Below are 13,002 nucleotides of genomic sequence, written 5' to 3' on the forward strand. Positions count from 1 at the left end.
CCGCCGTCAACCCCACCACACCCAACGGCACCTCGACGATCATGCGATCGGCATCCTCGGTGGGCATCGCGCTCTCCACCGTCGAGCGGGGGACAACGACGATGCTCCCGGGGGTCAGCTCAGCGTCCCGCCCCTGCAGCGACAGGACCGAGGCGTTCCGACGCTGGTAGATGACTAACAGGTGGTCCTCGCTGCGACCACGGGGAGAGCTGACCGTCATCACAGGACTGCTTCCTCGATCAGCTCATAGATGTTCGCCCGGCGGAGGTCGCTGGCGTGAAAGACGAGCCCGTCGCCCCGGTGCGGTGGCTGCTCTGCGACATGCCGCACGCACGCGGCGGCGAGATCTCGCTCGGCCGGTGACATCACCACGACTCCAATCACGGTCGTGTCCGCGCCGACGAGATTGGTGGCGCTCCTGCTCACCTCACCGACTACGCCCGTCGCCAACCTGTGTACTCGGGCTCGAGACATCGTGCCGGCACCGTCGAACGCCACCACCACCGTTCCGGGCCGAACGATGTGCAGCGCGGCGGTCACCTCATGCTCGATGCGTGAGGCCAACGCCCGTCGAGCCCGGATGCCCAGGCCCCTACGAAACCGATAGGCCGCCACGACCAGGCGCTCGTCCTCAGCCACCCGCTCCGCAAGAGGCGAGGGAACGAGCATCAGAAACTCTTGCGCGTCACCGAGCTTGACAGGCAGGTCCACCGAACGCCCCTCTCCTGCGGAGCGCGCAACGTTCTCGACGGGCGCGCGTGGGCAGCCGCACCGAGCCCTCGGCTCGGACGTTCTCGCGCACACGGAAGATCCGTGAGCCGCGTGGCTTCCCGCACATCATGACCACTAGCCTACGACGACAGAAAAGGACTCGCCAGACCAAAGTATGAGCCGGACGTCGATCGATGAGAGGTGTCGTAGGTCTGAAAAGCAGGGCGCTCGGATCGCCTTAGGTGTTTCGGGTCGACTTGGATAAGGACTTCGAGGTCCATTATTGTGAAGGTGTGAGATGCGAGCGTCCCGCTCCGCTGGACTTCACTGGGCCGGCCGGGCTGGCATCGCGTGACGGACGACTTCGAGTCCTGCGGACGGAGGAGACTACCCTGGAGGCGTGACTGCCGACGGAACGAGTGCGCGCCGGTTGACGCCGAAAGGGGCGGCAACGAGGGCGCGTATCGTCGACGCAGCGAACCAGCTGATGTATGAGCGAGGCGTTGCGGCGACGACCCTTGCCGACGTCCGAGCCGCCAGCGCGACATCGAAGTCTCAGGTTTATCAGCACTTCGCCGACAAGGACGCACTCGTGAAGGAAGTCATCGAGACCCGGGCGGAGGACGTCCTGACGCAGCAGCGCCGGCGCCTTCGACGGGTGGAATCCCTACGTGGGTTCGAGCTGTGGCGGGATGAGCTCGTCGAACGCAACGCGCTACGCAACGGCGCGTACGGGTGCCCGCTCGGGTCTCTGGCGAACGAGATCGCAGACCACAACGAGGATGCCCGCCGGGCGATCGCTGCCCACTTCGATGAGTGGCTGGAGATGCTGATCGATGCCGTGGAGAGGCTGAAGACACGCGGCGTGTTGCGCAGCGATGCGGACTCGCGAGCGCTTGCCAGTGGGCTGCTATCGGCACTGCAGGGAGGTTATCTTCTGGCGAAGGCGAGTCGAGATGTTTATCCGATGCGTGCCGCTCTCGACATGGCTATCGCACAACTCGGGGCCTACGCGACTGAGACCGACTCCTCAGCCTGATCCCGCCTCATCGCGAACGCAGTCATCCCCGCGAAGCTGAGGAAGAGGCGTTCACCGGCGTCGATGATCGTCGCCAGCACGTGGCTGCACGTCTTGCAGCGCACGACCAGCCCCGGGGCGTCCGGATACACGACTGCCTCGCCAAGGGGCGCGATACGCCCGCAACCTCCGCACCGTCCTTCGATCATCGTTGCATCGGGCACGAGGAACTGGGCGAGAGGTCCGGCGAGGATGTTCCCGTCGAGGTGGCTGGTCATCATAGGCCTCCGAATCGTTCGGTGAGGATGTCCTGCGGCGCATGGCCGAGCTTCACGAGCCAGGGCGCGACGGCTTCGACGAAGCCTGTCGAACCGCACACGAAAATGCGTGGGCGGTCTTCCGGAGGGAGCGTCCGCGCCGCGACAGCCGATTCTGTGAGCCGTCCGACCGGCTCCCGCCATCCGGCTGGCGCTCGTCGCGTGTACACGAGGTCGATGGCGAACGACCCGTCCGACAGCTCGAGGAGCTCCTGGTGGAAGTAGACGTCCTCCGGGGTGCGCACCGAGTACAGCAGCCGGAACGGAACGGGATCGGATGCGGCCGCATGAGACGCCGCCATCGCGTAGAGGGGCACGACACCTGACCCGCCGGCGATGAGCTGCACGGGGCGCTGGCTCTGTCCCGGGCGCCAGAGGAAGAACGATCCCAGCGGTCCGTGGACCTCGAGCTGGTCACCGACGCGCAGTTCACGGACGAGGAACGGAGACACCTCGCCATCGGGCAGCTCATCGACCGCGAGGACGATCGTTCCGCCCGTCTCGGAGGATGCGATCGAATACGAACGTGTCGCCTGATAGCCGTCCGGAGCGGTCAGTCGCAGATCGAGATGGCTGCCCGCCTCGCTCCCCGGCCACCCCGGGACATCGAGCACCAGCCGAACCGCAGTCGGCGTCTCTGGACGCACCTCCGAAACCGTGGCGACGAACCACGACGGCCTCACGCGGGGGCGAAGCGGAGCGAGCCGGGTCTGCTCCATCACCAGTAGCGTTCTTCCTTCCACGGATCACCGTAGATGTGATAGCCGCTCTGCTCCCAGAACCCAGGGTCGTTCGTCGGCATCATCGTCAATGCCCGGACCCACTTCGCGCTCTTCCAGAAGTACAGATGCGGGATCAGGAGACGTGCCGGCCCGCCGTGTTCTGCGTCGAGCGGTGCGCCTTCGGCCTCGGTCGCGATCCAGGCCTTGCCATCCAGGAGATCCTCAAGCGGCACATTCGTGGTGTAGCCGCCGTAGGAGTGCGCCATGACGTAGTCATGGGATGTCTCGACGTTCTCGAACAGCTTGTCCAGGCTCACCCCGCGCCAGGCCATGTTGAGCTTGGACCAGTGCGTGACGCAGTGGATGTCGACCGTGATGTCCTCGGCACCGAGCGCCAGGAACTGCTCCCAGTTCCAGTGATGCTCGGTACCGGTCTCATCGAGGATGGCGAAATCCCACGTCTCGGTATCGACATAGGGGGTCGGACCGGCGGTGAGCACCGGCCAGTTGTCGAACAGCGTCTGTCCCGGAGGGAGCTGATCATCGGGTCCACGCCGGCGTCCCGCGAATCCGCGAGTAGTGAACGACATACATCGCCCCTTCCGTCTTCTCTGGCTGTACACCACCGACGATATTGCGGGAGCTCTCTCGCTGATCGCCTGGTCCTGCGCGGAACTTGCCCATGACTGCAGGTGATGAGTCCCCGGGGTGAAAACGGGCCACTGTGCCGACCACACTGTGGAACAGGACGCCCCACCGGGCGACCTCGCCCCCCCGCAAGCATCGAGAAGAAGTCTGTGACCATGTGCCCTGTTGCGCTCGGCATGCCGACCGTTCGCCATCGCGCGCGCTCGACGGTCGGCCGACCCGAGACACCGTTTCTCGTGGACAGGTTCGGGCGCACCGCGCGAGACCTGCGCGTATCGATCACAAGCGCCTGCTCGCTGCGTTGCACATACTGCATGCCGGCGGAAGGCCTGCCCATCGTCCCTCGCGGGGAGTTGCTGACTCCGGAAGAGATCGCGCGTCTGGTCACCATAGCCGTCCACGATCTCGGAGTCCGTGAGGTGCGCTTTACCGGCGGCGAGCCGCTTACGCGACCTGATCTGGTCGAGATCGTGCGCCAGACGACGACAGCCGTGCCCGGCCTGCCGGTGTCGATGACGACCAATGGGATCGGCCTCGACCGCAAGGCGCCGCAGCTTGTGGAGGCTGGACTGACGCGGATCAACGTGTCGCTGGACACGATCGACCGCGAGCATTTCGCCGCTGTCACCCGACGCGATCGCCTGCCTGCCGTGCTCAAGGGGATCGAGGCGGCACAGTACGCAGGGCTCAGCCCGATCAAGATCAACGCGGTGGCGCTGCGCGAGACCCTCGCGGATGCGCCCGACCTGCTGGCGTGGGCGCTTGCCAACGGCGTGCGGTTGCGGTTCATCGAACAGATGCCGCTGGATGCAGATCAGACATGGCGCAGAGACCACCTCGTCTCCGCCGAAGAACTTCTGTCTGTGCTCGGACGCCGATACCGGCTGACCCCGGCCGGGCGTGAAGACCCGTCCGCTCCCGCAGAGGAGTGGCTCGTCGACGGAGGCCCGGCCACCGTCGGCATCATCGGGTCCGTCACACGCAGCTTCTGCGACGCGTGCGACCGAACCAGGCTGACAGCCGAAGGCTCGGTACGTTCCTGTCTGTTCGGAGACGACGAGACAGACCTGCGCACGATGCTGCGAAGTGGAGCAGACGATGCCGCTATCGCCGACGCCTGGCGGGCGACGATGTGGGACAAACAGGCTGGGCACGGGATGGAAGAGAAGAGTTTTCGTCGACCGGCCCGTTCCATGGGAGCGATCGGAGGCTGACGATGTCACGCATACTCGTCCGATACTTCGCAGCCGCCGCTGAAGCGGCTGGCTGCGAAGAAGAGCACGTCGAGGCGACGACCCTCGGAGAGGCGAAGGACGCGCTCCTCACAGCTCACCCGGCACTCGAGCCGGTGATCGCAAAGGGGACATTCCTCGTCGACGGCATCGCCTCACGCGATCCCGCGCGACCGGTCTCCGCGCAGGTGGACGTGCTGCCCCCGTTCTCCGGCGGCTGAGCCAAACCACAAGCGGCTGAGGTCCGATCCACCGCGGGGGTCCACGTGTCGTGAACTGCATTCGTCTCCTGCGCTGCCATCCTCTTACGTGAGACGACCGCGGTGCTGCCCAGATCCTTGTCTCAGCAGGAATCGGAGTACAAGCGCTGGGGATGCATGCTGTCGCTCACCTCGTACACGGCATCGGATGATTCGCGTGGAATGTCCTCGCGCATGTAGCGGAGATGCCGTTCATGGGTGTCTGGGTGCGCCGGCTCACCGCCGTCGAGGAAGACGGTGAAGTGCCACGCCGAGCGCAGGCTAGAGCGCAGCAGTGACCAACCGTCGACAATCAGCATCCTGTCCTCAGGCGCGGCAGCGAGCTCGCTCTCAGGTCCGTTGTGGCGGAACATGCGCAGTATGGTTCGGACGGCGTCATCGTCCGTGAACGGGGCCGCGCTGAGACGAGTCGCGTGACGTCCCACTGCACGCAGCGCTGCCGCCAGGGCGTCGGCGAAGTGCATGCGGGCTGCAGCGTCCACGCCGTCGATGGCGACGAGTATCCGGCCGCGTGGGTTTCTGCTGAGGACCTCCTGAGCGAGCTCCTCCCAGACGGCTGTCCCAGTGGCACCTGAGGCGTTCGGAGACGAGGTCAACGTCGCTTCTCCGGCGGAACGATCAAGAGAGGATGTGTCTGCATCCTGTTCTGGTTGCGCACATCCTTGCCGACTGCTCTCGCAGCGGTCTGCATCCGCGCTCTCGAGATGGCATCGATGGTTTTCATCGGTCTGCCTGCTTCCGATTCGCATCCGCATGCTGAGGCAACTCCCGGATGAGTTCGAGGACATCGTCGGGAACGAGTTGTCCCAACGTTCCGCAGGAGTACACGCTGATCACGACCGTCCCATCGGGATCCAGCACGAATCCGGTCGTCTGCAACTGCGGCGGGTCCACGGTGACGAACGCTCCAGTCGCGGCGGTGATCTGCTCCACGTCCACGCTGTGTCCGATCGGAAAAGTCAGCCCATAGCGCGCCACGAGCTCCGCGGTTATCGGCTCCTCGTCCGCAGTCACCGCGACGACAGCGATACCCGCGGCGGACAAGCGTCGTAGGCCGCGCTGGAACGCACGCAGCTGCTCCACGCAAGACCGGCAGCCTGCTCCGCGAGAGAAGAGAACCACGCCGTACTGCCCGGCGAATACGGCCGGGATCGTTCGGCGTGTGCCTCCCACCTCGAGCAGCTCGAGGGCGGGGAACGCATCACCACCACGCAGCAACGACATCAGAGGCTCGCAAGAACGGTCCGAGCGGCCGCATCGGTGGGTGCGACGCGGGCGGCTTCTGACGGGGGAAGTCGGTTGCCATGAAAGTTGTGTGCTTCAGTCTCAATGCCAGTCATCTGGCGCCTCTTTCCTCGGTGATTGCACCATCGTTCACCCGGCGGGTTCGCTAGGTCGTGCGGTGTATCTACAACCCCACCCACTCCGATCTGCCGTCGGTGAAGTGCTGGTGCTTCCAGATCGGAACCTCTGCCTTGATCGCGTCGACGAGGTTCCCGCAGACGGCGAACGCCTCTGCCCGGTGCGGGGCGGCGACGACCGTGACCAGTGCGACGTCGCCGATCTCGAGGTGCCCGATGCGGTGAGCGGCGACGACATCGCAGTCCGTGGTTTGAGCGATCCTCGTGCACACGTCGATGAGGATTCGTTCCGCGTCGGGGTGCGCCTCGTAGTCGAGAGAGCCGACGTCCTCTCCGTGATCATGGTCGCGCACGATGCCTTCGAAGGTGACCACCGCCCCGTTCTTCCTACTGCGTATCCGTGTTTCCAGCTGCGTCTTGTCCAGCGGAGCAGCGGTGACGAAACCGATCGGGTCAGGCATGTCCGCCACCGGCCAGCTGGTCGTGCAGGTGTGGCAAGAGCGGCTCCAGTGCGATGAGGCCGTCTTCCACGCCGCGTGGCGATCCAGGCAGGTTGATGACGATCGTGCGTCCGGCGATCCCTGCAAGCGCCCTGCTGAGCGAGGCTGTCGGCGTCGCCGCGCGGCCCGCTGCACGGATGGCCTCGGCGATGCCGGGAAGTGCTCTCTCGATCACCGCGCTCGTCGCCTCGGGGGTGCGGTCCTCGGGATGCACCCCGGTGCCGCCGGTCGTGACGATCAATACCGGCTCGCTGGTGAGAGCATCCGTGAGCGCCTGATAGATATCCGCGTCAGCGACAACGACGGGCTCGTCTGGCCGATACCCGTGGTCGCGAAGCCAGTCTGCGATTGCCGGACCGGTGAGATCCTCGCGCGTACCGGCCGCGGTGCTCGTTGAGGAGACGATCACGACCGCCTGTCCGTGGTCTGCGGGCACGGATGCGTCTGCAACCCAGTGCCCGCGCTTTCCTCCGGTCTTCTCGATGAGGTGGATGTCTCCGAGCACGGCGGCCGGATCGACGGACTTGATCATGTCGTGCAGAGCGAGACCGGCGATGGCGACGGCGGTGAGGGCTTCCATCTCGGCCCCAGTCTTCGCCGTCGCTGCGACCGTGGCCCGGATCTCCACCGATGAGGTGCTGAGCTCGAAGTCCACGGTGACGGACTCCAGGGGCAATGTGTGCGCGAGGGGTACGAGTTCGCTGGTGCGCTTGGCGCCCTGGATGCCCGCGACCCGCGCTGTCGGGAGCGCGTCTGCTTTGCGCAGCTGGTTGGCGGCGAGCAGTTCCAGCACCGCCGGTGTCGTGTCGAGGCGGCCGGTCGCGATCGCCGTGCGCCGAGTGATCGCCTTCCCGCCGATGTCGATCATCCGCGACCGGCCGTGATCGTCGAGGTGCGGCAGTTCGTTCATAGATTCCAGGTCTCCACGCGTGTCCCGATGTCGAGGGTGACGGCATCGATCGGGACATCGATGAGCATGTCGGATGCCGCCATGGCGGCGACAAGGTGCGAGGAAGGGCCGCCAACCGGTGCCACCCGGCCTCCAGGCAACCCCACACCACGGCGGAACTGCCGTTTCCCGGCGACAGAGGTGAGAGGCTCGGCCAGGGTCCGCGGCTCGGGCTGTCGCGCGTGCAGTCCTGCTGCCTCACGGAGGACCGGCTCGATGAAGAGCATGAACGACAGCTGCGCGGACACGGGATTGCCTGGGAAGCACACCACGGGAACGCCTTTGTAGATGGCAGTGGCTTGGGGGCCGCCCGGCTGCATCGCGAGAGTATCGACGTGCGCCCCGAGCGGCTCCAGAAGCTCCCTCACGACTTCGTAGTTGCCTGCCGAGATGCCCCCGCTGGTGAGCAAGATCTCGGCTCCCGCCGCACACGACGCGTCGAGAGCGCGCGCGAACGCGGCCGTGTCATCGACGACACGATGCTCATCGACCAAGAGGGCGTCGGCGGTTCGTACCGCTGCGGCGAGTGCGGGGCCGTTGGCGTCGTAGATCTGGCCGGGAGCCAGAAGCTCACCGGGAGCGGCCAGCTCGCTTCCGGTCGAGATCACTGCGACACGTACCTGTGAGCGAACGGGGACGGACGCCACTCCCGCAGCTGCGAGCGCCGCCAGGTGGCGAGGAGCGAGCCGGAAGCCATCAGACAACAGAGGCTCACTGCCCGCGAGGTCAGAGCCGGCTTCACGCACGAACTCTCCGACGTCCGGCTTCCGCGTGAACGTCACTGTCGTTCCCTGGACGGTGGCGTGTTCGACAGGGACGACCGCATCGGCGTCGTCGGGGATCGGCGCACCGGTCATGACCCGGACGGTATGGCCAGGGCGAAGCGGCCCAGGTGTGCCAGGAGCAGCGGGGATCGCACCGCGCAGCGGCAGATTGCTTGGCGTCCGCGCGAGGTCGACCGTACGGACGGCGAAGCCGTCCATCTGTGAGTTCCGGAACGGGGGCAGATCTATCGGAGTCCGTATGGGGTGGGCAAGCACCCGATCTAGCGCGTCAGACAGGGCGACCTGCTCGACGGGGCGCTGGCTCACGGCGTTCAGGAGGGTGCGGACTCGGGCCGTGTGCTCAGCGACCGATGTGCGGGGCATGTCAGTACCTGCTCGCCGTGGGGTCGATGCGGACAGCCCAGGCATCGATGCCTCCGGTGAGGTGCCGCACATCGGAGAATCCGAGTTGGAGGAGCTGATCGAGCGCTTGGCGTGAGCGTGTGCCGCGGTGGCAGTACAGCACGATGGGGTGACCGGTGTCGAGTTCTGGTGCCCGGCGAGGGAGTTCGGTCAAGGGGATCAGCACGTTTCCCGGGATCGCTGCGATGTCGGCCTCCCACGGTTCGCGTACGTCGATCAGCAGCGGCGGGAAGGAAGCTGTGAGCAGGTCGCGCAGTTCCTCGGGCGAGACGGCGTTCTGATCGTCGGATGACAGCGGAGTGGTCTCGATGCTCTGCGCTGCGGCACGGGCGGACTCGTCGCGCCGGTAGGCGATCTCGCGGGTGCGGCCGGTGCGTGCGTCGTACGCGGCGACCCGGCCGATCAACGGCTCTCCGATGCCGGTGAGGAGCTTGAGTGCCTCGGTCGCCATGAACGCCCCGATGACGGCGCATACGCTCGGCAGCACGCCGATCATGTCGCAGGTGTCCGCACTGGAGTCCGGACCATGCGGGAACAAGTCGCGGTAGTCGGTGCCTCTGGCATCCCATGCCACGCCTGCTTGGCCGGCGTACCCCAGTGCTGACCCCCACACGAGCGGAATGCCGCGTTCGGCAGCAACACGGTCTGCCAGCATCACTGTTGCCGGGTTGTCGCTGGCATCGACGAGCACGTCCACACCGTGCAGCAGACCCTCGGCTGTCACGGCGTCGAAACGCCCCTCGACGGCGCGGAGCTCAGCATCAGGAGCGAGCGACGCGAGCCTTATGGTGGCTGAGACCGCTTTGCTGCGACCGATGTCGCCGGGCGTGTGCATCGTCTGCCGGTGCAGGTTCGATTCGGCGACAGTGTCGTCATCGACGATCGTGAGGCTGCCGACGCCTGCGGCAGCAAGGACCGGCAACAGGGTGCTGGCCAGCCCACCCGCGCCGATCACGAGCACATGCGCTCTCGAAAGACGCTCCTGAGCGGGAACGCCGAAGCCCGTGAGGACGCGCTGCCTCTGAAAGGTCGGAGAGAGCGGATTGACCGGCATGCCTTCAGGCTAGGGAGCCGGTCCCAGCGGGTGAGGTCGGAAGCGGCGAGACAGCAGAGAGCAGACAAAGCCCAGCAGTCGCAGGCCATTCTCACGACCTCGGCTACGGGAGGCTTGAGACAGGTCGGCAACTTCGTTCGCCTGACCGACCGTCTTTCAGAGGAGTTCCTGTCGTGCGTGCCCCCTCCCTCCTTGCGGCAGCCGCAGCGCTCCTTCTGCTCGCTGGATGCTCATCGCCCGGCACAGGAAGCGACGAATCGGATGTCGGGGCAAGCAAGGACGACATGACATCCGGAACGGTGACAGTGTTGGCCGCAGCCTCCTTGACCGACGTGATCGACGTCCTCGCCGAGAGGTTCGAGGACGCGAACGCAGATGTCGACGTGGTCGCCAGCTATGGCGGATCGTCGGCGCTCGCCGAGCAGATCGTCTCCGGTGCCCCGGTGGACGTGTTCTTCTCAGCGAATGAGGCGACGATGCAGTCTGTCGTCGACGCAGGCCTGGCTGCCGATCCGGAAGTGCTCGTCACGAACACGCTGCAGATCGCGGTTCCCGCCGGGAACCCTGCAGGGATCACCGGTCTCGCCGACTTCGCACGGCCTGAGCTGACAATCGCATTGTGCGACACCGCGGTGCCGTGTGGAGCCGCAGCGCAGTCCCTGCTCGACCTTGCTGGTGTTCAGGCCCAACCGGACACACTTGAGGAGGACGTGCGTGCCGCACTGACGAAAGTCTCTCTGGGTGAGGCCGACGCCGCACTGGTCTACGTGACCGACGTCGTCGCAGCAGGGAGCGCGGTGGAAGGCATCGATGTGCCTGAGGCGCAGCAGGTGATCAACAACTATCCGGTCGCCCTTCTTGCCGAGGCACCGAACCCCGACGCAGGACAGGCGTTCATCGACTACCTCCGCTCCGATGAGGCACGTCAGGTCTTCGAGCATGCAGGCTTCGCGGCCCCGTGAACGCCGGCAGCCGGTCATCCTCGCCCTCGGGGTGATCGGTCTCGCGCTGCTCGTTCTCCCGCTGCTCGGACTCATCCTGCGTGCACCATGGGGCCAGCTGGGCGAACTCTTCGTTCGGCAAGAGGTACTGCAGGCGCTCGGGCTCTCGTTACTCACAGCGACGTTATCTACCGGCCTGAGTCTCGTCCTCGGTATCCCGCTAGCCGTCCTGCTGAGCCATTCCGTTCACTGGAAGGTCCTGCCGCGCCGCCTCTTGCGGGCGGCGATCACTATCCCGCTGGTACTGCCTCCCGTTGTCGGCGGCATTGCGTTGCTTCTCCTGCTGGGACGGCGAGGCATCCTCGGGCAATGGCTCACGCAGGTCGGCATCACTATTCCTTTCACCACCGGTGCCGTTGTGCTCGCGCAAACCTTCGTCGCGATGCCCTTCCTCGTCTTCGCCGTCGAAGGCGCGCTGCGATCAGCGGACCGCCGCAGCGAACTAGCCGCCGCCTCCCTGGGCGCCAGCCCGTGGCAGATCTTCCGCCTCGTGACGGTTCCGCTGACCGCGCCTGGAATCGCCGCGGGCGCCGTGCTGTGCTTCGCCCGCGCGCTCGGCGAGTTCGGCGCGACGATCACGTTCGCCGGCTCCTTCCCCGGCGTGACGCGCACACTCCCGATCGCGTCGTACCTCGCGATGAACTCGGACCCCGACACCGCGATCGCCCTCGCACTCGTCCTGCTCGCGGTATCACTGGGTGTGCTCCTCGCACTCCGCGACCGATGGCTGCCAGGCACCGCATGACCTTCGAGCTCACCGTCTCCGCACGTATCCCACGCCCCGCCTTCGACGTAGTCGTGGAGCTGAAAGCGGATCCCGGAAGTGTGCTCGCCGTCGTCGGACCGAACGGTGCCGGAAAGTCCAGCGCCATCGCGGCGATCGCAGGCTTCACCGAGTCCCACGGCACGATTCGACTGGGGGACAAGGATCTGGCCGGTCTTCCTGCTGACCAGCGAAGGATCGGCGTCATGTTCCAAGACCTGCTCCTCTTCCCTCACCTCACGGTGCGCGAGAACGTCGCCTTCTCAGCCAAAGTCCGCGGTGGGCGTTGGTCCGCCGCCCGGCGCAGCGCAGACCCCTGGCTGTCTCGCTTCGGAATGGCGGACCTGGCAGAGAGATACCCCAGTGCACTCTCCGGCGGGCAAGCTCAGCGTGTAGCGCTAGCCCGTGCCCTCGCATCCGAGCCGAAGGCACTGCTCCTCGACGAGCCGCTCGCGGCGCTGGACGTGGAGTTCCGGGATGAGGTGCGTGCCGACCTCGGTCTGCGTCTCCGCCAGTTCGCCGGTCCGACGATCCTCGTCACACATGACCGTGAAGACGTCGAGGTGCTCGCTGACGAGGTGATCGTCCTTGAGACAGGGCGCATCACGCAGCGAGGAAGCCTCGCCGATCTGGCACGAAATCCTGCGACCGCATGGATTGCCCGCTTCACAGGTGCCCAGGGAAGAAGGGACGCAGACGATGTCAGGTACGGATGATGACTTCCTCTTGGGGCTCGCCGGAGTATCGGGAACGATGCTCGGCACGTTCATCGTGGGCGTGTTCTTCTACATCGACTCGGAGATGCACCGCCGACTCGCAGCGTCGGAGGCTGCGGACCGGTATCTCCGTTCGTCGGTCCGCTGGGTCTTCACCGCCTACTCCATTCCGCTCCTTGTTCCGCTCGTGCTCGCGTCGCTTGATCCGCTCTGGGGCGCGCTGAGCTTCATCGTCCTCGGCATCCTCCTGGTAGCGATGACAGTGGAAACAGGACGTCGTATCCTCGCGAGGGGCGGGTCCGGCTCCTCACGCGCTCTATTCGTGAACGAATGGCTCTCGAGCGCCGGCATCGTCATCGCCATGGTCCTGCCATGGACATTGGGAGGCTGGGTGCCCGATCCGACTGAGTTCGTCCCCTCGCTGCTCATCCTTCTCGCGTGCGGCTTCGCGAGCACAGCGGCGCTGGTCATGACGCAGTTCGACGCGACGATGGGCATGGTGGACGCCGTCATGGGAGACAGAGAAGGCGCAAAGCCTGAACATCCGACAGAGAGCTGAGCCG

18 protein-coding genes are annotated in these 13,002 nt (G+C 65.9%); 7 read left to right on the top strand and 11 right to left on the bottom strand.

Features of this window, described 5'->3' with window-relative positions; translation table 11 throughout:
• On the bottom strand, positions 1–220 hold a 220-nt coding region (locus HMPREF3086_RS03180), incomplete at its 3' end, for a hypothetical protein (protein WP_141763970.1).
• A complete protein-coding gene (locus HMPREF3086_RS03185) occupies positions 220–711 on the bottom strand; it encodes a hypothetical protein (protein ID WP_024357640.1) in 492 nt (163 codons plus the stop codon). The genes HMPREF3086_RS03185 and HMPREF3086_RS03180, both read right to left, overlap by 1 nt.
• Positions 712–1,111: 400 nt before the next feature.
• On the opposite strand from HMPREF3086_RS03185, the gene HMPREF3086_RS03190 reads away from it, so the two are divergent.
• A complete protein-coding gene (locus HMPREF3086_RS03190; RefSeq protein WP_029746983.1) occupies positions 1,112–1,750 on the top strand; it encodes a TetR/AcrR family transcriptional regulator in 639 nt (212 codons plus the stop codon).
• Here HMPREF3086_RS03190 and HMPREF3086_RS03195 read toward each other — a convergent pair.
• The 3 genes from HMPREF3086_RS03195 to HMPREF3086_RS03205 all read right to left on the bottom strand — a co-directional run bounded on the left by HMPREF3086_RS03195 (position 1,720) and on the right by HMPREF3086_RS03205 (position 3,358).
• Positions 1,720–2,007, bottom strand: a complete 288-nt coding sequence (locus tag HMPREF3086_RS03195; RefSeq protein WP_024357642.1) for a DUF6510 family protein — start codon at positions 2,005–2,007, stop codon at positions 1,720–1,722. The genes HMPREF3086_RS03190 and HMPREF3086_RS03195 overlap by 31 nt on opposite strands.
• The gene (locus HMPREF3086_RS03200; RefSeq protein ID WP_231880237.1) at positions 2,007–2,660 is read right to left on the bottom strand and encodes an FAD-binding oxidoreductase; all 654 of its coding nucleotides are present in this window, start codon (positions 2,658–2,660) and stop codon (positions 2,007–2,009) included. The genes HMPREF3086_RS03195 and HMPREF3086_RS03200 overlap by 1 nt, the downstream gene beginning before the upstream one ends.
• A 104-nt stretch (positions 2,661–2,764) precedes the next feature.
• The gene (locus tag HMPREF3086_RS03205; RefSeq protein ID WP_024357644.1) at positions 2,765–3,358 is read right to left on the bottom strand and encodes a molybdopterin-dependent oxidoreductase; all 594 of its coding nucleotides are present in this window, start codon (positions 3,356–3,358) and stop codon (positions 2,765–2,767) included.
• Positions 3,359–3,571: 213 nt separating this feature from the next.
• Here HMPREF3086_RS03205 and moaA point away from each other — a divergent pair, with 213 nt between their 5' ends.
• Together moaA and HMPREF3086_RS03215 are read left to right on the top strand one after the other, a co-directional pair.
• Positions 3,572–4,630 carry a GTP 3',8-cyclase MoaA gene (moaA, locus tag HMPREF3086_RS03210; protein WP_024357645.1) on the top strand — a complete coding sequence of 353 codons (1,059 nt, stop codon included), beginning with the start codon at positions 3,572–3,574 and terminating at the stop codon, positions 4,628–4,630.
• 2 nt (positions 4,631–4,632) lie between these two features.
• On the top strand, positions 4,633–4,869 hold the full coding sequence (locus tag HMPREF3086_RS03215; protein ID WP_020625377.1) for a MoaD/ThiS family protein: 237 nt from the start codon (positions 4,633–4,635) through the stop codon (positions 4,867–4,869).
• Between the two features lie 122 nt (positions 4,870–4,991).
• Here the strand turns inward: HMPREF3086_RS03215 and HMPREF3086_RS03220 are convergent, their stop codons facing one another.
• The 6 genes from HMPREF3086_RS03220 to HMPREF3086_RS03245 form a co-directional block, all read right to left on the bottom strand.
• Positions 4,992–5,390: a nucleoside/nucleotide kinase family protein gene (locus HMPREF3086_RS03220; protein WP_141763971.1), complete on the bottom strand. Its 399-nt coding sequence runs from the start codon at positions 5,388–5,390 to the stop codon at positions 4,992–4,994.
• Positions 5,391–5,628: 238 nt separating this feature from the next.
• Positions 5,629–6,132, bottom strand: a complete 504-nt coding sequence (locus tag HMPREF3086_RS03225) for a redoxin domain-containing protein (protein WP_024357647.1) — start codon at positions 6,130–6,132, stop codon at positions 5,629–5,631.
• 184 nt (positions 6,133–6,316) lie between these two features.
• On the bottom strand, positions 6,317–6,730 hold the full coding sequence (locus HMPREF3086_RS03230) for a molybdenum cofactor biosynthesis protein MoaE (protein WP_020628091.1): 414 nt from the start codon (positions 6,728–6,730) through the stop codon (positions 6,317–6,319).
• The gene (moaCB, locus tag HMPREF3086_RS03235) at positions 6,723–7,679 is read right to left on the bottom strand and encodes a bifunctional molybdenum cofactor biosynthesis protein MoaC/MoaB (RefSeq protein WP_024357648.1); all 957 of its coding nucleotides are present in this window, start codon (positions 7,677–7,679) and stop codon (positions 6,723–6,725) included. Before moaCB ends, HMPREF3086_RS03230 begins: the two co-directional genes overlap by 8 nt.
• A complete protein-coding gene (gene glp, locus HMPREF3086_RS03240; protein ID WP_307723497.1) occupies positions 7,676–8,938 on the bottom strand; it encodes a molybdopterin molybdotransferase MoeA in 1,263 nt (420 codons plus the stop codon). Before glp ends, moaCB begins: the two co-directional genes overlap by 4 nt.
• Positions 8,868–9,959 carry a ThiF family adenylyltransferase gene (locus tag HMPREF3086_RS03245; protein ID WP_024357650.1) on the bottom strand — a complete coding sequence of 364 codons (1,092 nt, stop codon included), beginning with the start codon at positions 9,957–9,959 and terminating at the stop codon, positions 8,868–8,870. Before HMPREF3086_RS03245 ends, glp begins: the two co-directional genes overlap by 71 nt.
• A gap of 284 nt (positions 9,960–10,243) precedes the next feature.
• On the opposite strand from HMPREF3086_RS03245, the gene modA reads away from it, so the two are divergent.
• Genes modA through HMPREF3086_RS03265 form a run of 4 tightly spaced genes read left to right on the top strand, consistent with a single transcriptional unit; the run spans position 10,244 to position 12,998 of the window.
• The gene (gene modA / locus HMPREF3086_RS03250; protein WP_020622151.1) at positions 10,244–10,921 is read left to right on the top strand and encodes a molybdate ABC transporter substrate-binding protein; all 678 of its coding nucleotides are present in this window, start codon (positions 10,244–10,246) and stop codon (positions 10,919–10,921) included.
• 31 nt (positions 10,922–10,952) lie between these two features.
• Positions 10,953–11,705 (top strand): ABC transporter permease, encoded by a 753-nt coding sequence (locus HMPREF3086_RS03255; RefSeq protein WP_308208606.1) that lies wholly within the window; start codon positions 10,953–10,955, stop codon positions 11,703–11,705.
• Positions 11,702–12,439 (top strand): ABC transporter ATP-binding protein, encoded by a 738-nt coding sequence (locus HMPREF3086_RS03260; protein WP_024357653.1) that lies wholly within the window; start codon positions 11,702–11,704, stop codon positions 12,437–12,439. Before HMPREF3086_RS03255 ends, HMPREF3086_RS03260 begins: the two co-directional genes overlap by 4 nt.
• A complete protein-coding gene (locus HMPREF3086_RS03265; protein WP_024357654.1) occupies positions 12,423–12,998 on the top strand; it encodes a hypothetical protein in 576 nt (191 codons plus the stop codon). The genes HMPREF3086_RS03260 and HMPREF3086_RS03265 overlap by 17 nt, the downstream gene beginning before the upstream one ends.
• The last annotated feature ends 4 nt before the right edge of the window (positions 12,999–13,002 follow it).

The organism is Dietzia sp. HMSC21D01 (assembly GCF_001815995.1).
GTDB classification, from domain to species: Bacteria; Actinomycetota; Actinomycetes; order Mycobacteriales; family Mycobacteriaceae; genus Dietzia; species Dietzia cinnamea.